18 protein-coding genes and 1 pseudogene are annotated in these 22,877 nt (G+C 50.5%); 3 read left to right on the top strand and 16 right to left on the bottom strand.

What is annotated here, in order from left to right:
- Positions 1-56 precede the first annotated feature (56 nt).
- From DQG23_RS02115 to DQG23_RS02105, 3 genes are all read right to left on the bottom strand, one after another.
- Positions 57-1,064, bottom strand: coding sequence for a LacI family DNA-binding transcriptional regulator (locus DQG23_RS02115; protein WP_158560255.1), 1,008 nt, complete (start codon positions 1,062-1,064; stop codon positions 57-59).
- Between the two features lie 134 nt (positions 1,065-1,198).
- The gene (locus tag DQG23_RS02110) at positions 1,199-1,885 is read right to left on the bottom strand and encodes an HAD family hydrolase (protein ID WP_158560253.1); all 687 of its coding nucleotides are present in this window, start codon (positions 1,883-1,885) and stop codon (positions 1,199-1,201) included.
- Between the two features lie 263 nt (positions 1,886-2,148).
- The gene (locus DQG23_RS02105; protein ID WP_113029124.1) at positions 2,149-2,457 is read right to left on the bottom strand and encodes a WGxxGxxG family protein; all 309 of its coding nucleotides are present in this window, start codon (positions 2,455-2,457) and stop codon (positions 2,149-2,151) included.
- A 192-nt stretch (positions 2,458-2,649) separates the two neighbouring features.
- Between DQG23_RS02105 and DQG23_RS02100 the strand changes: the two genes are divergently transcribed.
- Together DQG23_RS02100 and DQG23_RS41740 are read left to right on the top strand one after the other, a co-directional pair.
- Positions 2,650-3,168 (top strand): DUF3231 family protein, encoded by a 519-nt coding sequence (locus DQG23_RS02100; RefSeq protein ID WP_113029560.1) that lies wholly within the window; start codon positions 2,650-2,652, stop codon positions 3,166-3,168.
- Positions 3,169-3,927: 759 nt separating this feature from the next.
- Positions 3,928-4,284 carry a hypothetical protein gene (locus tag DQG23_RS41740; RefSeq protein ID WP_146762233.1) on the top strand — a complete coding sequence of 119 codons (357 nt, stop codon included), beginning with the start codon at positions 3,928-3,930 and terminating at the stop codon, positions 4,282-4,284.
- Between the two features lie 366 nt (positions 4,285-4,650).
- On the opposite strand, the pseudogene DQG23_RS02090 reads toward DQG23_RS41740, so the two are convergent.
- The 7 genes and pseudogenes from DQG23_RS02090 to DQG23_RS02060 form a co-directional block, all read right to left on the bottom strand.
- A pseudogene (locus DQG23_RS02090) lies at positions 4,651-4,719 on the bottom strand (manganese catalase family protein); the annotation flags it as partial.
- 111 nt (positions 4,720-4,830) lie between these two features.
- Positions 4,831-5,511, bottom strand: a complete 681-nt coding sequence (locus DQG23_RS02085) for a hypothetical protein (protein ID WP_113029122.1) — start codon at positions 5,509-5,511, stop codon at positions 4,831-4,833.
- Positions 5,512-5,562: 51 nt separating this feature from the next.
- Positions 5,563-6,495 carry a ribonuclease Z gene (gene rnz / locus DQG23_RS02080; RefSeq protein ID WP_113029559.1) on the bottom strand — a complete coding sequence of 311 codons (933 nt, stop codon included), beginning with the start codon at positions 6,493-6,495 and terminating at the stop codon, positions 5,563-5,565.
- A gap of 322 nt (positions 6,496-6,817) precedes the next feature.
- Positions 6,818-8,167: a stage II sporulation protein P gene (spoIIP, locus tag DQG23_RS02075; protein WP_158560252.1), complete on the bottom strand. Its 1,350-nt coding sequence runs from the start codon at positions 8,165-8,167 to the stop codon at positions 6,818-6,820.
- Between the two features lie 215 nt (positions 8,168-8,382).
- Entirely contained in the window at positions 8,383-10,050 is a 1,668-nt protein-coding gene (locus tag DQG23_RS02070; RefSeq protein ID WP_192894535.1) for a ribonuclease J, read from the bottom strand.
- A gap of 147 nt (positions 10,051-10,197) precedes the next feature.
- Positions 10,198-11,436: an MFS transporter gene (locus DQG23_RS02065; protein ID WP_113029119.1), complete on the bottom strand. Its 1,239-nt coding sequence runs from the start codon at positions 11,434-11,436 to the stop codon at positions 10,198-10,200.
- 38 nt (positions 11,437-11,474) lie between these two features.
- Positions 11,475-11,930, bottom strand: a complete 456-nt coding sequence (locus DQG23_RS02060; RefSeq protein ID WP_113029118.1) for a CBS domain-containing protein — start codon at positions 11,928-11,930, stop codon at positions 11,475-11,477.
- A gap of 163 nt (positions 11,931-12,093) precedes the next feature.
- Here DQG23_RS02060 and DQG23_RS02055 point away from each other — a divergent pair, with 163 nt between their 5' ends.
- The gene (locus DQG23_RS02055; protein WP_113029117.1) at positions 12,094-12,513 is read left to right on the top strand and encodes a MarR family winged helix-turn-helix transcriptional regulator; all 420 of its coding nucleotides are present in this window, start codon (positions 12,094-12,096) and stop codon (positions 12,511-12,513) included.
- A gap of 47 nt (positions 12,514-12,560) precedes the next feature.
- On the opposite strand, the gene DQG23_RS02050 is transcribed toward DQG23_RS02055, so the two are convergent.
- The 6 genes from DQG23_RS02050 to DQG23_RS02025 all read right to left on the bottom strand — a co-directional run bounded on the left by DQG23_RS02050 (position 12,561) and on the right by DQG23_RS02025 (position 22,872).
- Complete coding sequence (locus tag DQG23_RS02050) at positions 12,561-13,613, bottom strand: response regulator transcription factor (protein WP_113029116.1); 1,053 nt, start codon at positions 13,611-13,613, stop codon at positions 12,561-12,563.
- A 42-nt stretch (positions 13,614-13,655) separates the two neighbouring features.
- Positions 13,656-15,512 carry a sensor histidine kinase gene (locus tag DQG23_RS02045; RefSeq protein ID WP_113029115.1) on the bottom strand — a complete coding sequence of 619 codons (1,857 nt, stop codon included), beginning with the start codon at positions 15,510-15,512 and terminating at the stop codon, positions 13,656-13,658.
- Positions 15,509-16,687, bottom strand: coding sequence for a trans-sulfuration enzyme family protein (locus DQG23_RS02040; RefSeq protein WP_113029114.1), 1,179 nt, complete (start codon positions 16,685-16,687; stop codon positions 15,509-15,511). The genes DQG23_RS02045 and DQG23_RS02040 overlap by 4 nt, the downstream gene beginning before the upstream one ends.
- A 173-nt stretch (positions 16,688-16,860) precedes the next feature.
- The gene (locus DQG23_RS02035; RefSeq protein WP_113029113.1) at positions 16,861-19,395 is read right to left on the bottom strand and encodes a hypothetical protein; all 2,535 of its coding nucleotides are present in this window, start codon (positions 19,393-19,395) and stop codon (positions 16,861-16,863) included.
- 56 nt (positions 19,396-19,451) lie between these two features.
- Entirely contained in the window at positions 19,452-21,158 is a 1,707-nt protein-coding gene (locus DQG23_RS02030) for a polysaccharide deacetylase family protein (protein ID WP_113029112.1), read from the bottom strand.
- Positions 21,145-22,872, bottom strand: coding sequence for a polysaccharide deacetylase family protein (locus tag DQG23_RS02025; protein WP_113029111.1), 1,728 nt, complete (start codon positions 22,870-22,872; stop codon positions 21,145-21,147). Before DQG23_RS02025 ends, DQG23_RS02030 begins: the two co-directional genes overlap by 14 nt.
- Positions 22,873-22,877: the final 5 nt, after the last annotated feature.

Genomic DNA, 22,877 nt, shown 5'->3' with positions numbered 1-22,877 from the left:
TTTTTGTAAATCTGACGCTCCTCTTATGAATACGTATTCATTAAAGCCTAAAAAAATTATGGTATTCTCGCTGTTGTTTTTCTGTTTATTAGGATAGGCTCCAATGTGCATCGTTCGGGCATTGGACGCTCTTCCTCCTGTTCAAGGATTGCAATTAGCCGCTCAATGGCAAGCTCGCCCATATTTTTGGCGGATATCGCCCCGATTGTCGTCAATTGTATCGCGTGATGAGCAGATATTTTGATATTGTCCATCCCGCACAGGCTCATTTGCTCCGGAACCCGAATCCCAGCCTTGTGCAAATAATCCAAGCATTCAAGCGCGATTGCATCCGTAGCGGCAATCATCGCCGTAGGACGTTCCGAATCGCGAAGCTTGATCAAATCGCCGCAAGCCGCTTTGATGCTTTCCTCTCTCGTATCCGTCATTTTGATCCACGGCTTCAAAACCTTAAGCCCGCGACGTCGCATGGCTTCTTTATACCCTTCATGCCTGTCGTAAAAAGTGGATGCGTGCAGCGGCCCGCCGATATAGGCAATTCGCCGATGGCCGAGCGCAGCAAGATGATCGACGGCTAATTCAGCAGCCTTCCCATTATTCAGCTCGATATAATTGCCGCCCTTGCGGTGCTTTCTGTTGAATGTGACGAACGGAATGTTCAGATCCTCGAGCTCCGAATAAATCGGATCGTCGATCAGAATGGAGGACATGACGATCCCTTCCACCCGATGGCTCAAGACGGTCTGATACAAGCTGGCGTCATCTCCGATAAAATGAAAATACACTAGCACGTTATAGCCTTTCTCCGCAGCGATATTTACGATTTTATCCGTCGTCTCCACGTAGAAAGGATTATACAAGTGCTCGGAAATGAGAGCGATCGTATTCGTTTTATTCTTTACTAGGCTTCGAGCGACGAGATTCGGACGAAATTGCAGCTCTTTCATCGCTTTTTCGACTTTCTCCACGGTTTCCGGTTTGACTAAGCTGGATCCGTTTAACACTCTGGAAACCGTCGATTGCGATACGCCGGCCAGCTTGGCAACATCATGAGAAGATACCACTTCATCACCTGCAATTAGTTTGAATACGTATTCATTAGTCATATTAAAGCGAAAGCACTTTTTTGTCAATTACATATCATTCACTAATTCTAATCCGGATCCCCTATTTCTCGCTCTCATAGTTGTATCGCCGCTTATTTAACGCCATTAATGATGCCAATTAGATCGGATGGTTCGGCCAGTTTGGCATACCCCGTAATAGTAAGGTTCCTGATTTCAGGAATAAACCACGTAGCATGGTAAGCGGACATTCCGGCTTCTGAAGCCCCGTTCAGCTCATTAGAGCCCCCGTCTCCAACAAAAAAAGCATCCGAAGGAGCAACGCCTATTCTATCGCAAGCAATCCGGTAAATAGTAGGATCAGGCTTTGCCGCTTTCACGTCAAAAGAAAAAACGGCATCGTCAAAATACGCAACCAATGCCGACGATTGCCAACCCATGACTTCTTCCGGCGTACAATTACTTATCAGCCCGATTTTTAGTTCTAACCGTTTGATTTGTTCCAACATACTCAAAATGCGATGATCTATGGTTTTGAAGGGTTTGGATTTTGAAAGTATGCGCTCTTGATGCAGCTTTTCGATCGTTTCTTCGCTAACAGCGTGTCCAAGCTCGTTAAATATGTCCCTTAAAACAGAAGGGAAGTCCGCATACGTTCCATCCATCCTTTTCTCTTGTCTTTTCCTCCATTCGTTTTCAAATCGTTTCGCTTCAATGCCAAGCCGTTCTACGAAATGCGTCGAGCGCGGGGCTTTTCTTTTTCCATCGTCATACTCTGAAATCAACGTTTCGAACAAATCGAAAAAGACGGCTTTTTTCAAAATGAATGTCCTCCCCATGCGTTGAGCTCGTGAAATCATTCCTTCGTGGATTACTTGTATCCCGTTCAGCGGAATGTTCCATGACAATATTAATTTAACTCCTATATGTATTTTCCTTTTTTTGAAAATAAGCCATGTGATATTCGTATCTCTCCACCTGAATGGTTATCCGGCTTGACCCCCTCTCAATCGACAAAAAACCGAAAATCCCCATACGGCGAGGATCGTCGGTTTGCTTTTTCACTTTTGCGCCGAAATCATGCTTATTGTTTTTCCGGGTTTCTCGACCGGCCACGCATACCAGCCAATCCCAACAGCCCGAGCAACCCCAACCAGCCCCAATTGTTTCGCGCATTGCCGGTTGTCGCATACGTTCTTGTCGAATATCCCGTTACACCATGACCGCTTGGCGGGTTAACCGAAGTCATATTTTGAGTTGTTGTACCCGGAGCAGCAGTGTGCGTACCCGTCGTACCCGGGTTTGGCATGGCGGTTCCTGTCGCGAAAGCCGGTGCAGCAAGAAGCAAGCTACATAAGGAAAGAACAAGGGATGTTTTGGATAATTTGTTCATGATCGATTCCTCCTTCATGATAACTAACTTTCAAATTTAATGTTATCTTTGCAAGGAGTTTTTATCCCTTTGTTTACTGTAAACTTACGGTATTTTCAAACCGAAGCTGTTTGCTATATGGATACTCTCCGTAATTACGGGCATATTACACCTTCGCTGTATAAAACGCAGAAACGAAAAGGAGCTGACGAAATGGGTATCTTGAGCGGAAATCCGAAGGACGAGCCGCTCCATTACGGAGAAATATATAGTGTTTGGACTTTCTCTACAAAATCTAAAGGTTGCAAATCCGTATATACGGCATACTCTTTCCATGCGGGCGATAAAGACCTCAAGGATATTTTGGACGATCTAATTAATCAATCCGAACTGGAAATAAAAGAATGCGACAAGATACTGATTCAGCATGGAATTTCACCTTCGCCAAGCCTCCCGGAAAGACCGGAAGCCAAGTTGAGCGATATTCCTGCCGGAGCCAGAATAACGGATGTCGAAATTGCCGAGCTTATTGCAGCAGATACGGCAGCTAGCTTGGCCGTTTGCAGCCAAGTCACAGGTACAGCCATTCGCGAGGATATTGGAGCGTTATTCAGCAAGTACCATGCGACTAAAACCGTTCTAGGCCTGAAAATTCTTGAAATGAGTAAAAACAAAGGCTGGCTTGTGCCTCCTCCATTACACGTTAAAAGACCTGAACTAGTTGAAGTGTAAAGTAAATGCCTTTCAAAGTTATTCAACAATCACTGCACGGACATCAATTAGCCATGCAGCAAATGCAGCACGTTTCGCAGCTTTGCAAACAATTGGAACAAGCTGTACAAACTAATGGAGCTATTACATATAATCAGCAACCAACTTTCCATATAAATACTAATATGTATAGACAGTAATCCATTCGTATAAAAAAGCCTTTCGATTTTGAAGGGCTTTTAAAATATTTTTTTCTGTTGATCTGCCATTCTGATAAAACAATGCGTTATTATGCGCCGCATAATGATTTTTAGCTGAAAACAACCTGATTTTCCTGTTAAACTGTTGTAAAATCAAAATGGTATAGATTAAACGTGTTGCAGACTTTGCTTGCAAGCTGTCACGCCAGTGTTGTTAAAGACTTATTCCTGGAATCCACCATGATATTTAGCTAATCACCAAATTTCTGTTTCTTACTTGCAGAATCAATGAAGCTATTTTCCTTTTTTATTTATGAATATTTTGAACTTTATTCCAAAGGCAATCAAATGGATTTATCTGATTTAAGCAAAATTTTAGGCTGATTGCAGGAATAACAGACTGTCGTCTGTGACAAAACAGCTTTAAGGCAGAGCCTTCAACACAACATTTTCAAATAAATTCTGAATGTCAAATGACATTCGCCAAGGTTGCCGTAATTCAGGAGAAAAAAGCTTAGAAAAATGAAAGATTCTTCAAATACGATGATTTATAATGAAGAATTAGGGGTGATAGATTACAATGAACCAAGACAGTAAAATAGAAGTAAGAAAGAGTATTTTATATAATTCGTTGAATGAACTTTTACGTAAAAAAATGCCAGCAATTTGCAGAGATATAGAAAAAGCTATTTCTGACAGAAATTACACTGATGTGATGAATAATATTGTATGTTTACTTGAAACGCATATTTGGGGACAAGACACTCAATGGAGAGTTGAAGCGGAGGTCGAATGTTATCCTTGCCATGAATGTGGAAGACCTTTTGCAATTGGTGGATTTGTCTTTCTTGAGGAAGTTGCGGGGCAAAAAATTATACATTTGAGACACAAATGTATAATAGCTTTGATGAATCAACAATTAAGAAAGATACAATAAAAATTAATTATGATAAAGTCAATGATTATGAATTTATACAACCATTTATTCAAGAGACGGAAGAATTTTTAGACCAATTTTATAATGTTTTTATGACAGGTTCAGATATTTTTGTTCGAGAATGGCGACTAGCAAAATCAGAACAGGAAAATTTGTAACAGAAAAAGACTCCATGACTAGCACTGCTAATAAGCATCTGAGTTATAGCTAGAGTTTAAAAAACTGTAGGAAAATCTATATATTTTCAAAGTAAATCAATCCCTTCTTCTAAGTTGTTTCTTCATGGAAAGAGGATTTTTGATTTCCAACAAATTTTTCTTGTCAAAAACGAAATTTCCATTAAGCAATTGATTACATTTTACAAACAGTCAGTTTGTAAACCATCGTTGCAATCATCTCAAGGTGAGCGAATTCTTCAGTCACAATATTCGTAAGGGGCTTTGCCCACTCGAACAGGGTATTGGCGTTTTTTTCGTAAATCCGAATAGAGTGTAATCACCCCGAACTAAAGTAATTCAAAAAAACCGCACTGCGGCGGTTCTTCACTTATTTTTTAGTAAATTTCCCCACTCTCGTTCTAAGCTTATATAGGAACCATGTTGCCATTATCGATTCAGTCGCCTTATGGCGTGAAACCTTGTTAATAAAATAAAAATCTTGAGGCGTCACTGCAATTTTGGCGATAGGCTTAACCGGCGTTTTGCTTACCCACTCATCGAAGAAAACGATTGAATCGCTTACATTCTCGAACGACTCTTGGGGCAGCAAATAAACCATACCGTCTTGCCAAGGGTTTTTCATCTTTGTTTCAGGCGTCAAGGAGAAAAAGTAATAGGTGTGCTTGTCGTTACGCACATTCAAACAAGCGTTTCGAAAATTGCCCGACAGCTTGCTTCGATCGAAAACAGCATAAAAGACAGGCCAAATGCCATCCTTTGTTGCAAAAACCGCCTCAACGTATTGACCATTAAAGAGGGTTTGTCTCCGGGTCTCGAATTCAAGAATGCTTTTGTTATTCGATCCGTGCAAGATTACGGGTTTCGTTTCGGATATGTACTGGAGAAAGCGATATTTAGGAAACCGGCAGTCGTAACCAATTTCGGAATGACTGCTGGCCGCTTCCGCGTATATGTTCTCAAACACCTCTATCTCTTCAGACGAAAAAGAAAGGTACGGGGCCCGGTAAAATAACATCCCCAATAGCATGGAAGCAAGTTTATTTACCACATGCACCTCTCCAGGCTTCATGTTATGAATATCGCCGTACGGTAGCTACCCTTAAGAAGTTATTTGCTTAGGTACGCTTAGCTCTAAAAAATCGTGCGCGGCAACGACGTTCGAAAAAACGGCGTTGACGCTTTGAATAAGCGCATCAACCTCGGTGCTGTCGAAACGGGAACTGAAATGCGTGACCGCGAGCTGCTTGACCCTCGCATCAGCTGCGATTTGCGCAGCTTGAAGAATCGTGGAATGACCGTATGCAGCGGCCTTCTCCTCCATGCCCGCAGCGAAAGTCGCTTCGTGAACCAGCAAATCCGCGTCTTTGGCCAAGCTGGTCGCATTATCGCACGGGCAAGTATCTCCAAGAATTGTCACGATCCTCCCTTTAACCGGTTGTCCCACAACTTCGGAAGAATAAATGATTTGGCCGTTCGGCAGCGTCAGATCTTCCCCTCTTTTGAGCTTGCCGTACGATGGGCCAGGCAAAACCCCAAGACGGGAAAGCAAGTCCACATTTAATTGCCCGGGCCGCGGCCGCTCCTCGATACGGTAACCGAAGCAGCGAATCCGGTGATCAAGCTCGGCGGCTTCGACAGTGAAGCTATCATCCGAGAAGATTTGTCCTTCCTCTACTTCGATAACTTCAAGCTCATAATTCAAATGAGTTTTGCTTGTTTGAAACACGCATTCGATATAGCTGCGCAGTCCCTTCGGCCCGTATACGTGCAAAGGCCCCGAGCCTTCATTATAAGTTCGGCTGCTAAGCAATCCCGGCAAGCCATATAGATGATCGCCATGCAAATGGGTAATAAAGATTCGTTCAAGCTTGTTCAGTTTGAGCCTTGTTTCAAGCAGCCGATGCTGCGTCCCTTCCCCGGCATCAAACATCCAAAAAAAATTGTGCGGTTCAGGCATAGCGAGCACAATGGAAGTAACGTTGCGCTCTTTCGTCGGCCGGCCGGCACTTGTTCCAAGAAATTGAAGCTGCAAAAGAAATCCCCTCTCCGTGAAAGAATAATCGGTATGTTTAGAATCGTCAGGGATTCCCACATTTATGCCGCCCAATAAGGCGGTCAATTATCCATAAACAACTACCGTTATTTTAACAATTTTTCTCATTATTAGCCACCTGTCGACAATGCGGCAATGATTATCAACTATTTGTAAATCCAAAGCACATCCTACCGGTGCCTTTCCGTCGGCGTTGATCCAGCAAAGAACGAAATGCGCTTTCGCATGTTCGCGTTAATAACGGGCAGTAAAAAAATAGAGACACCTCGCTCCGATGTGCGAAATGCCTCATGACAAACAATTATTTCAGTGACGAATCATACTCCATGAAAACTTCAGCTAACGCTTTTGCCGTTCGATAGCTCTCCTCAAGCGTGTTGTTTACGCCTCCGATTTCCAGCAGCAAACTGCCTGAAGAAACGGACTGGTTGTATTCCCCGTCGCCATCCTGGGAGCTTTTCAACAGAATGCCGCGCGACAGTCCGGGATATTTCTTGTTTAGCCGTTCATTCAGCGCATCGGCAAATTTCTTGTTTTCCTTATAGTTAGGGTGTGCGGTTCCGATAACGAAAAGAATACGCGCATACGATTTATCGTTAATTGTAGCCGTCGTTCTAACCCGCGGAACATCGCCGTCGCGATGAATGTCGAAGAAATATTTCAGCTTGTCGTTCGCTTCTACCGCCTTGTTGACCGCTTTCCGCGATTCGGAATAGGCTTGTCCGAAGTTCAGTTTCTTATCCTTCAAGTTTTGTGCAAAATCTTCTTCTTCGACAATGGCCGGCATTCCTTTTTCCTGCAGCTGCTGAGCCAAATACTTACCCACCAAGCTAATATTTACTTTAGGATCGTCGAAGGAAGTGCCTTTCGTATTGCTCGCGACATTTTTCCAAGATTCGAGATTGTGGGTATGATAAATATATACTTTGCCATTGCATGCTTGCTTATCGCTTTCGGACGAAGACTGACTTACGACGCGGCTCGATACTTTGGTTTCCACAACCCAGCTCGCAACATAAGCCTTGCCTCCTCCCGGAAGCTGTATGTTGTACCATTCTCCGTCCGAACCGACGATTTGAAACGAGTCTCCCGGCTTAGCCTTGCCGATAATGTCGTAGTCGGTCCCCGGTCCTTTTCTCAGGTTGGTGTTGTCGGTAATATGAACGGATGTAACCTTCTCGTTTTTTTGTCCGCCACCCGCCGCACTGCTTTGTACATCTTTAGCAGCAGACTTGCCGTCGCTATAACAAATGCTGTTGCTTTTGGTATCGGTGTTTTTGGTATCAGAGCTTTTGACATCGGAGCCTTTAGTATCGGTGCTTTTGACATCGGTGCTTACCACCCAGCTTGCGACATATGCCTTACCGCCTGCGGGAAGCGATATTTTGTACCACTCGCCCTCAGAACCGATGACCGGGTACGATTCGCCTTTCTTCGCCTTGCCGATTATTTTGTATTCCAGCCCAGCCCCGCTGCGGAGATTGGTAACGTCGGTAATTTTTACGCTCGTCGCTTTACTTATCTGCTTATCCTTCTGCTCGATTCTCTCATTCTCATTTTTGGAGGCCTGAGCGGAGGCATGCGTCAAGTCCACTGCGCTTAATTGCCAAACAAGCAGAAACGCGCCAATCAGCAGCTTTTTTCGTAACAAAGGATGTTCTCCCCCTAACCGGATTTTTATATGCACCATTCGACACCAATCGAGGAAAATCCTTCTTGCATTCTAAGAGAATAGCAAAAGCAGAACAAACGGAAGCAAATTCCCGGAAGCTTGCAAGGTTTGGACAAACAAAAAAAGAGCTATACGGCCTAAAGCCGTATAACCCTTTGGAGAAATTGCTTGAATCATGTATATTTATGCGGCGCCTATACTTCAATAATAATCGGTAAAATCATCGGCCTTCTTTTCGTGCGCGCATACAAAATCTTGCCTAAAGAATCCTTTATCGTTTGCTTGATAACGTTCCATTGATTGATATTGTCCTCGTGCATCTTGTTGACGACTGCGGTTACGTGCTGGTTGATTTCTTTCAAAAGCGTTTCCGAGTCGCGTACATAAACGAAGCCTCTGGAAACCGTCTCCGGTTCGGACACGAGCTTGCCTTCCGTCTTGCAGAGAGAAATCACGGTGATCAATATACCGTCCGCCGACAGCTGGCGCCGGTCGCGAAGCACCACGTTGCCGATATCGCCGATGCCAAGGCCGTCCACAAGGGTTTGACCCGATGGAATTCGTCCGGATAAACGGACTTTGCCGTCACTCGATTCTACAACGTCGCCGTTATTCAAAATGAATATATGGCTGCTTCGTACCCCCACTGCTTCGGCGAGAATACGGTGCTGGTGCAGCATCCGGAATTCCCCGTGAATCGGGATGAAATAGTCGGGCTTCATTAGAGTGAGCATGAGCTTTAGCTCCTCTTGGCTGCCATGCCCGGATACATGCAGCTCGCTTCTGGAGCCATAGATAACTTGCGCGCCTAGCGTATACAGATTGTCCACGATTCGCGATACATTGCGTTCATTGCCGGGGATCGGATTCGCCGCGATGATCACCATATCGCCTGCTTGTATTTCCATCTGCCTATGATTCGTACTGGCCAGTCTCGATAACGCCGCCATCGGTTCGCCTTGACTGCCGGTACATAACACCGCAACCTTCTCCGGCGGCATTTTGGCGGCTTCCTCCGGTTCTACGAGCATCCCTTCGGGGATGGTCAAATACCCAAGCTCCTGTGCAACCGTTACGACGTTTACCATACTTCGGCCGAGCAGGCTGAGTACGCGGTTTGTTCGTTCGGCAGCTTCGACGACTTGTTGAAGTCGATGTACGTTTGACGCAAAAGTCGAAATAAACACTCTCCGTTCCGCTTTCCCGAACGCTTCGTCAATGTGCGCGCCGACCAGCCGTTCCGATGGGGTAAAACCGGGCCTTTCGGCGTTGGTGCTCTCCGAAAGCAGCACAAGCACGCCCCTTTTGCCGATATCGGCCATTTTATGTATATCCGGATATTGCTTATTAACCGGCGTCATATCGAATTTGAAGTCGCCGGTGTGCACGACCACACCCTCCGGCGTATCGAAAACAACACCTAGGCAATCCGGAATGCTATGATTCGTGTTAAAAAAACGACATGTAATGGTGCCGAAATCAAGCACCGAATCCGCGTCGATACGTTGCAAGACCGTTTCCCGAAGAATCCCGTGCTCCTTTAGCTTGATCTCAATCAGCCCCAAAGTAAGCCGGGAAGCGTATACGGGTACCTGAAGCTGTTTAAGCAGATAAGGGATGCCGCCGATATGATCTTCGTGCCCGTGGGTGACGACCAGCCCCTTTACTTTGTCTTGATTGCTTAACAAATAACTGATATCCGGAATAATGAGATCGATTCCCAGCAGCGTTTCATCCGGAAACTTCGACCCGCAATCGATGATTACGATATCATCTCCATACTGCAAAATGTACATGTTCTTTCCGATTTCGTTAACGCCTCCCAGCGCTGCAATCAGAAGACGTTTTTCGGATTCGGCCATCATGATCCCTCCTCGATTCGTTGTCTTTAGTATGAATTTGGGATCGGTTCATTATCCTTTTGGGAGCGCTGCTGTATAAGAATTGTTTAAAAAGAACGGCAAAAAAGCCGCTAATCCGCTTAACGGCTTTTTTGACCTATGATTCCATCAGTGCGCAGCTTCTACTTGATCGACGTGTTTCACATGCTTCTGATTGATCAAAACGATGAGCATCCCGACAATAACAAAGCCGGCACCGACTACAAAAGGAACATGAGGATTGAACCACTCCGCCAATTTACCTGCAAAATATGGGGCGATAGCTCCGCCGATGAAGCGCAGAAAGCTGTATGCCGCCGATGCCGTCGATCGTTCTACCGGCGCTGCGTTCATAACCGCGGTTGTCAGCAGCGTATTATTGTTCCCTAACAATGCCCCGGCAAAAATAACCGCAGCGGCCACAACCCACTTTGTATCCGTCCAAATCCCCATAGCGAGCAGCGTTAATGCAAATAATACAAGCATAAATGCCAAGGATTTAATCGTACCGAACTTGCGCTGCAATAAGGGAGCCGTGAACACGGAGGTGACGGCAAGCAGCAGCCCCCAGCCTAGAAAGACGTAACCCAAGCCGTGCTCATCCATCCCCATATGCCCCAAGACGAGCGGAGCATAGGCCATTATCGTGAAAAAACCGAAATTATACAAGCAAGCCATAATGCCCAGCACCAAAAGCGAACGATGCTTTAGTGCCCGGAACGGGTCAACAATTGACGTTTTCTTCCTCGCGGCAGCCGTCGGCGAAGACTGTGGACTGGAATTGGCCATCATGAAGGATAATGCGACGAATGCAATTACCATCAATGCGGCGACGCCGAAAAAAGGACCGCGCCAAGAAATTGCGCCAAGCTCGCCACCGAGCAAAGGTCCGACGGAAATACCCAAGCCGACCGCCGCTTCGTATAAAATGATCGCCTTTCCAACGCTCGAAGTGGATAACGTTACGATGGCGGTCAACGACGTTGCGACAAACAGTGCGTTGCCGAGACCCCAGCCTCCCCTTAGACCGATGAGCGCCCAAATATTATTGGACATCCCCCCTAACGCTGAGAAAGCGGCGATTACGACAATCCCGAGCAGCAGCGTTCTCTTCATACCAAGCCGGGACGTTATGACGCCTGTGACAAGCATCATGACCGCCATCACCGCATTGTAGCTCGTAAAAAGCAGCGATACTTGACTAGCCGAAGCGTCCAGCTTCTTGGCGATTGCAGGCAAGATCGGATCGACGAGCCCGAGTCCCATAAAAGCGATGATACAAGCAAAAGCAACCGCCCATACGGCCTGAGGCTGTTTGAGCAGCGAAGCTTTTCTTTCCGAGGCAATCGTATGTTCCAAAGTTGACATCCTTCAACAATCTCCTTCTTTTACATTGTGCCGCCGAACTACAGCAGGCTTCTGAACGTTTCCCGAATGACATTTCCCCGGCTAATGATGCCGGCCAAAACTCCGTTTCGCTCGACGGGCAGCTTTTTAATTTTTTTGTTCCCCAGCGTAGCGGCGATAGATTCGATGTCCTCGTCCCATGCGGCTTTCATGACCTTCTTCCGAGCGATCTCCATCACATTCAGATCAAGCAGTTCCTTGGCTCTCGCTTCAAATTCGACATCATCCCCTTTGAAAACGGCGGAATAATAAACGATATCGACGATTAGATCGTGATGCTTGCCGATATAGCGCATAATATCTCCGTCGCTTACGTAGCCGACAATTTCGTTTCGATCGTTGACTACCGGCAGGCCGCTGATGCGATGCTCGATAAATCGCTCCACGACATCACGAACCGTGTCGCTTGCCTTCACTTTGTACACTTCTTTGACCATAATTTCATGGGCTTTCATTGTTCCCGCCTCCATTAAGTTGTATCATACAACTATATGATTGTATTATACAACTATATCCGAGGGTGTCAATGCACCGGCAAAAGTCGAAAACGCACCGAGCGATTCAAAATAAAGCTGCCGTATGATACCATAAAGAACGAAAGACGAGGTGGAGACGAAAATGGATGCTTTGGCGATTGAACAAATTGAGCTGGAATTGGCGTTTCTCGTACGCCATGCTACATCAATTTCTACGTATACCGGGAATATTGACCGTTCCGCATATTTGCTGCTGCATCATATTACTGCCCAAGCTTCGGTCGGAGTAAAGAGTCTTGCGGAAGAATTCAATTTGGATATATCGACGGTTAGCAGGCAAACGGCAGCTTTGGAACAGCGGGGATTTGTCGTCAGAATTCCCGACCCGGCGGACAGAAGGGCTTATTTCTTCCAAATTACGGAGTCCGGAACGTTGGCGCTGGCCGAACACCGTAACGCGAGGCTTGCCAGAGTCAGCAAAAAGCTAGAGGGCTGGTCGGATGAGGAATGCCGGCTGTTCGGCAAACTGCTGGAGAAATTGAATAACGCGATTCGCGGCTGAACGTATGGAACGGCAAACAGGCACCTTTGAGGCGCCTGTTTTTGCCGTTATTTGAAGCCGAGCCTTTTCCGGTATTCGGTCGGCGATACGCCGTTCAGCCTTTTGAACAGCTTGGCAAAATGAGGATAGTCCTCATAACCGACTTTGTTGGCCACTTCATACGTTTTATAGAGACTGTCTTCGAGCAGCCGCTTCGCCTCATTCAGCCGCAGTTGGGTTAAATAGGTGACGAAGCTGACGCCCAGCTCCTGCTTGAACACCCTGCTGAAATAGGAAGGAGACATCTCGCACAGGTCCGCGGCTTCCTGCAAATCCAGATCGGGCTTGGCAAAATGGCTCTTCATATGCTCAACCGCGCGATATAAATGATGATGTGCGCTCCATCGCCGCGTTTCCCGCAGCATGTTCATCAATCGCTCAAAGAACGAATTTGCCGCTTCCAGCAGCTCACCGTCGGCGGAAGGCCAATCAGCCGGCATAGGCGTTGGCAGCGGCAATGCCTCATGCTGCTTTGCTTCCAATTCGCCGACCGCAAGTACCGCGAAATCTGCAAGCATGCTTTTCCGCTCGTCCCCGTCGTCCGTCAATTCCGATAGGTCGCGATAAATCGCTCCAAGCTCTTGCTCGACCTCATCCCCTTTAAGCAGCCAGACCGTTTCTGCGAATGGAACGACCTTATCCCTGGAGGCTACCAGCCATTTGCTGCGCCGCTCCGAGGATAACCGCGTCCCGGCAAGCCGTTCTGCGAGTTTGTCCAGCATGGTCGAAAATACGGCGGGCTTGATCGGCTTCAGCAAGTAGTCGAACGCGCCGTGGCGAATGGCCTGCTGTGCATAGCTGAAATCGTCGTATCCGGAAAGAATGACGATTTCCGCCCGCAGCCCCTGTTCCCGAATCGCTTGCATCAACTCCAAGCCGTCCATTTCGGGCATCCGGATATCCGTGATAATAAGCGCAGGCTTCAGCGCGATCGCCAGCCGAAGCGCTTCCGCCCCGTCCTCGGCCTCGCCGCAAATACGGAACCGGTCATCCGACTCCACCATTTTGGCCAGGCCTCGCTTTATCATAAATTCGTCGTCAACCAACAAGATGTCAAGCATCGGCCACCCTCCTTTCCGAGTCACGCTGTATTGGGCTTTCGCTTAATCATTTCCATCATTGCCGCGCAACGGCTCGGTTCGTTTAACCGCAGTGTTCGAATCAATCGGCAAGCTGTTTTGGTAAGGCAGCAGCAATTCGACAACCGTTCCCGAATCGTCGGAGCGGACGATGGATAACCCGAACGGATAGCCGAAAACAAGCCGAACCCTCTGATGCACATTATGTAAGCCAATCCGTTCTTGACCGGCTTCCCGGGCTTCCGATTCGGACGATCGGAACGCTTTATTATAGCGCTCCATCCACTCGCCCGGCATCCCGCCGCCGCAGTCGACTACGCGAACCGCATACCCTTCCGTTCGAGCTTCTCCCAGAACGCCGATGTAGGAAGGCTTCTTTTTATGCCTTTCATAGCCGTGCTTGAACGCATTTTCTACAAGGGGCTGCACGATGAGACGCACGGCCTGCACGCGATGCTTGTCCAAGTCCTTCAGCCCGATTTCGATCTCGAGCGACCGATGGCGTTCCTTCTGGATTTCGAAATAGCTGCGAAGATGGTCGATCTCCTCGCGCAGCGGCACGATTTCCTTCGGATTTCCCAGACTATACCGGAATAAATCCGCCAAAGCCGCAGCCATGTTGCTGATCGGAGCTACGCCTTCGACAAGCGCATAAGCATTGATGACCTCCAGCGTATTATACAGAAAATGCGGATTGATCTGCGATTGCATCGCCAGCATCACGGCGTCGCGTTGTCGAATTTGCAGCTCTTTTTCCTTAATCTCGGACGTATGAACGACCTCGATCAATCTGCGTATTTCTGCGACCATCCGGTTGAAGCTTCGGTTCAGCTGGCCGATTTCGTCCTCCCGCCGATCAGGCGCCTGTACGCTGAGATCGCCCGCTTCCGCGAGCTTCATCAAACGCTGCAGCCTTTTGAGCGAGCGGGTCAAATAAAAGGAAAAAACGCCGAGCAGAACGAGCACAAGCAGCAGCAGACCGCCGCCGCCCCACGTCGTCACGTTACGCACCCGGATCAGCTCGCTTACGAGCTCCCGCACCGGCACCTCCGAAACGATCGTCCAATCGTTCAAAGCCGACCGGTTAAAAATGACGAGGATGTCGCCTTCTTCCGACTTTTTGACGAAATAACCTTCCCTGCTGTTCTCGAACTGCTGCCGCTCGTCGGCTGAAATACTCCGCCCCCATAGCCGGCTGTCCGCATGATGTACGATGATGCCGTTCTGATCGACAAGCGCGACGAAGCCCGTTTGTCCCAGACGGACGCTGTTAAGAATGTCGGTAATCCGATTCAGATTGAGATCGAAAACAAGATAACCGACCGTCCGATACTTTTGCGTATCCCAAAACTTGCGGATGACCGTTATGACCGGATTCGACTGATCGTAGTTGAGTCCAAGCACCTTGTACGTCTCATGCCCGGTAAGCTCCTCGAGTTTGTTCTGATCCCTGTTTCGGGCAATGATATTGCCGTAATTGGACGATACGCCGTTCGTGGATATGATGGAGAAACCGTAAATGTCGGTTCGCCCAAAAAAAAGATTCGGCAGCAGCTCGCTTTCGATACTTGCTTTGATCTGGATCTGTTCGACGTAGTCATCGGGTTTAAGCTGCATGAACGTCTGCAGAAGCGGATTCGAAACGAGCGGAAATGTCGATCGTTCCAAGTCCGCAAAATAAGAGGAGAGCTGGCCGTTGATTTGCCGAACCAGCTCTTGATTATAAATGACCGAATTCTTCTCGATCGTATCGGTCGATTGTCGGTACCAAAGCAGCCCGAATACGAAAAACGGAACGCCCAGCAGACCTAAGATCAGCAAATTAAGCTTAGCGTTTATCGACAGAGAGACGGCTTTCGTCCATAAGTCCCTTACCCTCATGCAAGTCCGGACAACGCCCAATCCAAGTCTTCCATAAGCGTTTCCGCGCTTTCCAAGCCGACGGAAATGCGAAGCAGTCCGCGCGGTATGCCGGCTGCGGCAAGAGACTCTTCGGATACGCCGATTCCTGGCGTCGCAATCAGGCTTTCAAAGCCGCCCCAGCTCGGTCCGAGCTCAAAGAAACGCAAACGCGGAATCATAGACATAATATCGGCGTCTGAAGCTTTCGGGATAAAGCTCAGCAGCCCGCTGTTTCCGCTCATTTGCCTGCGGCCGAGTTCATATTGCGGATGGCTCGGGAGTCCGGGATACAGCACCCGCTCGACCTTCGGATGTCCCTCCAGAAAGGCGGCAACCTTCATGCCGCTTTCCTCATGCTGCTTCAACCGCACCGGCAGCGTCCGCAAGCCGCGCAGCAGCAGCCAGGCTTGATGCGGATCCATAATCGCGCCGTACAGCGCTCTTTCTTCGTGGGTCAGCCGTTCCATCGCGGCAGCCGTACCGACGGCAACGCCGCCGATAATATCGCTGTGCCCGCCCAAATATTTCGAAGCCGAATGCACGACCAGGTCGATGCCCAGCTTCAGCGGGTTTTGGAATAACGGCGTCGCCCACGTATTGTCAATGATTGTCGAGATTCCTTTCGCTTTCGCGAGCCGCGCCACCTCCGCCAAATCCTGCATGGCGAATATATGGGAGGACGGGCTCTCTAGAAAAATTAGACGGGTATTCGGACGCACCGCCCGCTCGAATTCGTCGATGCTTGTACCATGCACGTACGTTGTTTCCAAGCCGAAGCGGGCCAGGTACGTATCGAGGAGCTGACGCGTTGGCCCATATGCGCTCGCTGCGCATATGACGTGGCTGTCCTTCGACAGAACCGACATGATCGCCGCCGAAATCGCCCCCATCCCGGAGCTGAAGCAGCGAGCGGCCTCGCCTTCCTCCAGCGCGGCGATTTTCCGTTCGGCGATTTCCGTAGTCGGGTTGCCGATGCGCGTATAAATATAGCCGTGCTCTTTCGTTTTGCGGGTAAAAAGCGAATTTTGAAAGATAGGCGGAACGATGGCTCCGAGATAACGATCGTAATCGTCGCCGAGATGCGCGCATATGTCTTCTTTCGTCCGGAACTCATGCCCTTTGTCAGTAACGCCGTTTTCGTTGCGGTTATTCATCCGTGTCGTCTCCCTATAAACACTCTATGGTAGAGGTTGTTCAAAAGCCAACTTATGATTTCGAAGATTTCACTAAATCTGCTCGGTGCTGATCAGTCGACTTTTTGAACATGCAATATTACCAAGTTTGTCTTTATCGTGTCAAAATTATGAAATTTCTCAAATCGCCGCACCTACAGCTCGCATACGACGGCTTGTCCGTTTGCAGGTAACATGACATTCCGCTTCGTGCCGTCGGCGACGGTTATGTCAACGCTCCATTCGAGCGTACCGCGGTTCCGCAGGATTAACCTATCTCCCACAGCTATGCACTCCAATTCCACGCCGTCCGGCAGCTCCATGGAAGCTTGATTCGAACATGCGCCTGTTAACCCAAGCTTGGCAAAGCCCGGTCTCAAATCCAGCGTGCAGCGTGCAAGGAGGAATCCTGCGGAACGGGCCGTTACGTTTCCGCTCCAGCTTTGAAGGCTGCCGGTCAGCCGGTTTGCCCCCTCCCACAAATGGATCGCGGAGTCAGACAGCCGCTTCTCTGCAGCAATCTGCATTTCGGTTTCCTTGTAGGAGGCATATACGAGTAAATCTTCTTTCTCAAGCACGATGGCGTTCCGCTCGTTCGTATGCCACAGACAGCTGTTTCCGCTCGCATGTTTCGTCTGTTCGGCCGTACGGTTGGGCAGCGCCGCAATAACGGTCGGCTCAAGCACGGCAGGTCCGTCAAACAATGCCTCTCCCCGGTCATTCAACACAAGAATATCTTCGACGCCTTTCCATTTCGGATAAACGTGGCGGTTCACGTATCGAACGCCGCTGGAACCGAAAAGCAGATAGCCGATCTCATGGTCGACATTGATGTATGCAGGCCGGCCGAACGAATGGATGCGATCGGGCTCTCCGCGCCCGTAGAAGCCCTCGAACGTTTCCTCGCCGTCCGGCGTGTATAACGTACGCCGGCCTGGTGCCAGCTCCGGCAGCTTTTCGTAGCGTTCGTTTCGTATTCCGATCAAGCCGGTCCGCCAGTTTTGCAAGCGGCAAGCTTTCGTGACGCGGAAACGCTCTGCATAAACGCTGCCGCCATCCGGAAGCGCAACGAAAGCAACGTCTTGCATGAGCTCGCCGCCGCCGCGAGGAATGGTGACGACCGCGCCGAAGCCTTGTTCATACGGCGTAATCCGCTCTTGTTCGACATAACGTACGATATGCTCGTTCGTCAGCCCTTGGCGCCCCGACCCGCCTTCCATATCCACGGTTCCCGTGAAGCTGGCATATAGCGGCGTCACGTTCCAGACCGATTTTTGCGGCAGGGAAAGCGCCATGACATTGTTCCGCCAAGTAAAGCTTGTAAATGTGTCTGACGTACGGTGCACGATCGATCCTCCATGAGGATACACGTACACGCCGGCCATCCGCTCCGCCATTTCGCTTTTTTCGCTCGGCGCCGTCCCCGGACCTCCGAATGCATGGAGCAAATAAGAGACGGCGATATCGTACGCCGATCCATGCTCCAAATCTTTGGCGAACTGAGCATGCTCGCGGTTGATGACGCATTCCTCGCCGTTCTCTTCTAGCAGCGCTCCCTTGGAATTGCTGAGCTGAAGCTTCTCGATCATATCGAGCGCTTCGACCGCGTAGCGGGCGGCATCCGCATTCCCGTGCAGCACGTTCAGAATCGTATGCGTCAATTGCCGTTCATGCTGTCTATTGTACCACCAATCCTGTCCTTGCACCGGTACCGCAAGGCCGTCGAACTGGGCCCAAACCTTCACGGTTCTTTCGTAAAGCGGAACGTTGTTATGAACGGCTTCCGGCATAACCGCCGTTTGCCCCATAAAGGCGAAAACGGCGTGAATCGCCCGCAAATTCGTGCCCGCACAGAAGTAGCTCGGATGAACGAAGGCATGGTTTTCCGATGTAAAATCCGGGTGGAACGTGACGGTTTTCACGAGGTTGCCGTGCGGCGTATCGATTAAACCGGAAGGATCGGCCAGCCGGTCCTGGTAGGTCGTTACGGAATTGATCGCCCATGCGGCAAAGCCGCGCTGCCATGCCTCCTGATGCGGATGATCGGGAAAAAGCGCCATTGCAGCCGAAATGCCGGCCGACGTCCAGGCATTTTCCTCGCACTGCGTGTCGTAGTACACGCCGTTGCGCGGTTCGTCGTCGCACCAGCGGTCTGCATAACTCGCCGTCACGTTCTGGACGAGCAGCTTCGTTTCGATGTCCAGCTCGTCCCACAGCAGCCATGCCGCAACGGCCATAGCGGCAACCGAGCGCCCGTTCTGGCTGGCCATAAAAAAGTTGTCGCCTTGGCCGCCCCATTTTTTGCCGCTCGTATAAGGAAGTACGCCTTCCGCGCGCACGCAGTCTTCCGGACCGGTATCGTGCGTGAAGCCCATATATCGAATGGCGCTGACCGCCATATGGTTCAAGCTTTCTTTCGAAACGCCTGCGGCAGCTTCATTGTAATCGCCTAGCTTCGCCACAATGGCCAGAACTGCCGCCGTATGTGCGGTGTCAGCCTGATACCAGAACGTTCCGCCGAAAAAATGACCGCAATTCGGCCTGCCGTTCCAAGTTCCGTATTGGCGTACGGCAAACGGTATCCAGCGCTGCAATACGCCGTAAAATCGTTCCGCCGTTTCGCTGTTCTGCACCGTCGTCCACTGCAGCGAGCGAATGCGCCAAACCTCGGTTGCCGGTGTGAATTGCATAACATTTCCTCCTGTCGAAAATCATTTATCGCATACAACATGATATCGGGTTATGTTCAGGAGCTAACGGTCGATTCGCCGTTAAGATCAACGAGCCGGCAGCGTACTCCATAACGCACGGCATCATCTTGCTCCTCCCCTAACACCGGAATACATATCCGAACGCCTTGCGGCCCATGATCGCCTCCTGTGTTTGAGACGGTCAAACGGTCTTCGGCAGCTGAACCTTCTATCCGCAGCTTTCGCCGCGCTCTCTCCCACTTATTGATTTGCTCGCCCGTCCAAAAAACGAATCCGCGCTGCTTCGCCTCCTTCGTATATCGGCGCAGCCACTCGCGAATGGCCGATTTCCGGTCGATATGGATTTGATGGAAGACAAAATGCGCGACGCCGCGAACCAAAGCGGCCTGCTCCAATATGGGCGCGATCAGACTCGGATCGCATTGCAAAAAGTCGCCGTAATGGAACCCGATCTCCAGCACGTCGTACGTACGATTGCGTTCGTCGCTCCAAGCAGCCGGGAAATACGGCTGGCATGTGCCATACAGAAACCCGATATTCCCTCGCTTGCTGCCGCCCCGGGTTTGATCGGAAGCAATCCCGAACCGTTCGCACCAGCGGAAAAGCTCGCCCCAGCCTTCGACTCGGGTCAAATGATTTTTGTTGGATACGACTTTATCGGCGGGTACGGATTGCAGCAGCCCGTTCAACTGACTCTCGAAAGCTTCCTCCGACCATTCGCCTTCATCCGCCGCTACCGCATTATAGTGAAAGGCGATTTCATGCCCTTCCAAGCGCACCCGCTCATACATGCCGCGGCTGTACCAGGGCGCCATCATACACCAGGTCGCAGGGACGCCGCATGAATCAAGCAGTTCAAGCGTCGTCACCGCTTCCTTGTCGCCCGTATGATCGCTGTCCAGCGATAGAAGCGCCACATGTTCCACGCCCTCGGGCCACCGGTCGATAAACGGCAGCGGCAGCCCTTTTGCAAGGGCGGCCCGGAGCAGATGCGATACAAGCGCTTCGCGCCACAAATCCGCATACGGATGCGCAAAAAACGGCTCGCCTGCCGCCGAACGTTCCCGGTCGTAAACCCAATCGACCGCATATTCGTCGTCCGCTTTCAGATTCCCGTCGTCGATTGAAGCCGTTCCGTCAAACGCCGGAACGCCGTCGCGAATTACAGGCTGCTTGCCTTGCTGAAGCAAAACGATCGTATCCATTACGGCCACCGACCAGCGTTCGATCGAGCCCCGGCCGACCGCGAACCGTATAAACGCGGGGCCGGCTTCTTTCCCGTCAGGGCTGCCATCGCGCAATACGCCGGCAGCCTCCGATTCGCACAGCTGCTGTTGGCCTGCAGGAAGACGCCAAGGCTTCGCCGCAAGAAAACGAAGAGGACTTTCAGACCCGGCTGTTGTTCGGCCGATGTCGGCATATCCCGCTCCGATTTCTCCGGCCGGCTCATAACCAACGCGTGCCGCAAGTACATCCAGCGTGCCATAAACAATCAGCGTGCCACCTCGTTCCGCATAAGCCCATAGCTTGTCGGCCGTGCTCCGATCCTCGCCGCAATGCGCAACAAGAAGCAGATCCGGGGCTTCGCTTGCTGCAAGGTCCGCGTTGTCGTAATGGTCGAAAGGAATACCGGCATGCTGCAGCACCTCGCAAACATAATTGCCGAATACGTTCAAGTCTAAGCGCCATCTCCGTTCGGCGTCACGCTTATCGAACAATACGCCGACTTTAGCGATCCGCATTCGACATTCCTCCTGACGGCGACGAACTTCCGGCAGCGACTGACCGGCGGCACGGAACGCTGTAACGGACTTCATCGGCTTGCGCCGCGCTTCCAGGCGGGAGCGGCACCAGAATGACGGCGTCGCGTTTGCTCGTGCCGGAAACCCGGCAAGTGCCGTCCGGCTCGATTCCCGTTATGCGGAGCGTCCTCCGCCCTCGTTCCCACTCGTTAATCTCGGCGGAAGTCCAGAACGCGAATCCGCGCGTCCGCGCTTCCCGAACGAGCTTGCGGATCGACTCCCGCACCTCTTCCCGATTATGAATATGAACCTGGTGAGCTAAAAAGTGCGCTACGCCCTCCACTTGTTTCACTTCATCCAGAAACGGTACGATCACGCTTGAATCGGCCCATTTGCCGATATCGAGATCCTGGGTGAGAAAGCCGATTTCGAGCACGTCGTACAGCCGGTTGCACTCGTCGCTCCACGCGACAGGAATATAGGGGTGACAGGTTCCGAATAAAAAACCGACATTTCCTTTCTTGCTCGGACCACGCGTCTGGTCGGCTTCGATTCCATTCTGCTCGCACCAGCGGAACAATTCGCCGTATGCTTCGAAGCGGGTCAGATGGTTTTTATTCGATACCATCCTGCCGATGCCCCCGTCCTTCTGCAGCACGTTAAGCTGGCGGGCAAATTCGGCGCCGTCCCAGGAGCCGTCGTCCGCTTCCACCGCATTATAATGAAAAGCAAGCTCATGACCGGCGTCAGCAATACGTTCATGCATTTCCCGCGAGTAGCCCGGCTCGAGCATGCACCAGCTCGAAGAAATGCCGCACTCCTCAAGAAGCCGTAGCGTCGATGCCGCATGTTCGTCGATATTTCCGTCACTGTCATGCGAAAGCAGCGCCACCTGATCGACGCCTTCCGGCCAATAACCGACGAACGGCAGCGACAACCCGCGTTCGGCACACAGTCGAACCAGATGCCCGATCAAAACCTCCCGCCATAAATCGGCATATGGATGTGCGAAATACGGAGAGCCGGTTTCCGTCATACGACGATCCCATTGCCAATCCATCTCGCTTCGATCATCCGCCTTAAGCACTCCGTCGTTTACCGGAGCCGTACCGTCTGGCGCAGGAACGCCATCCGCCAGAACCGGCTGTTGCCCCTGCTGCAGACCGACGATCGTCGCCGGGATATCGACTGTCCACCGGTCGAGCCGGCCGGCGCCGATCGGGAACGACTGCAGAGCAGGCGCCGAAGACGCTGCGTCCGGCCTTCCGGGCGTCACCTCTCCCGTATTTTCGCATACTGTCGCTACGCCGTCGTCCGTGCGCCACGGCGATACGTGGAGCGCCCTGAGAGGACGGTCCGCGCCGAAATGCTCCGGCAGTCGGACGTACGATGCGCCAAACGGTTCGCCTCGCCGATGCCAAAGCTTATCGGACATGGAGTCCACCGTTCCGTATGCAACTATCGTGCCGCCCGCTTCGGCGTAACGCCATAACCGGTTTGATGTATCCCCCGTCTCGGGAACCGCAGCGGCGATAAGCAGATCGGGGCGCATGTGCATTGCCTCTAACTCCTCCAACGATTCGATCCGTTCATACGGAATACGCCGCTTATCAAGCAATTCGGTTACGTAACATTCCCAAGCATTCAACCGCAAATTCCATTTCCGCTCCAACGTCCGGCGATCAAGCAAAACGCCGACTCTCGCCATCCTCATCGTTT

This window comes from Paenibacillus contaminans (assembly GCF_003285015.1).
Taxonomy (GTDB): domain Bacteria; phylum Bacillota; class Bacilli; order Paenibacillales; family NBRC-103111; genus Paenibacillus_V; species Paenibacillus_V contaminans.
The sequence above is the reverse complement of the archived record's forward strand: the minus strand, read 5'-3'. Positions and strand labels throughout refer to the sequence as shown.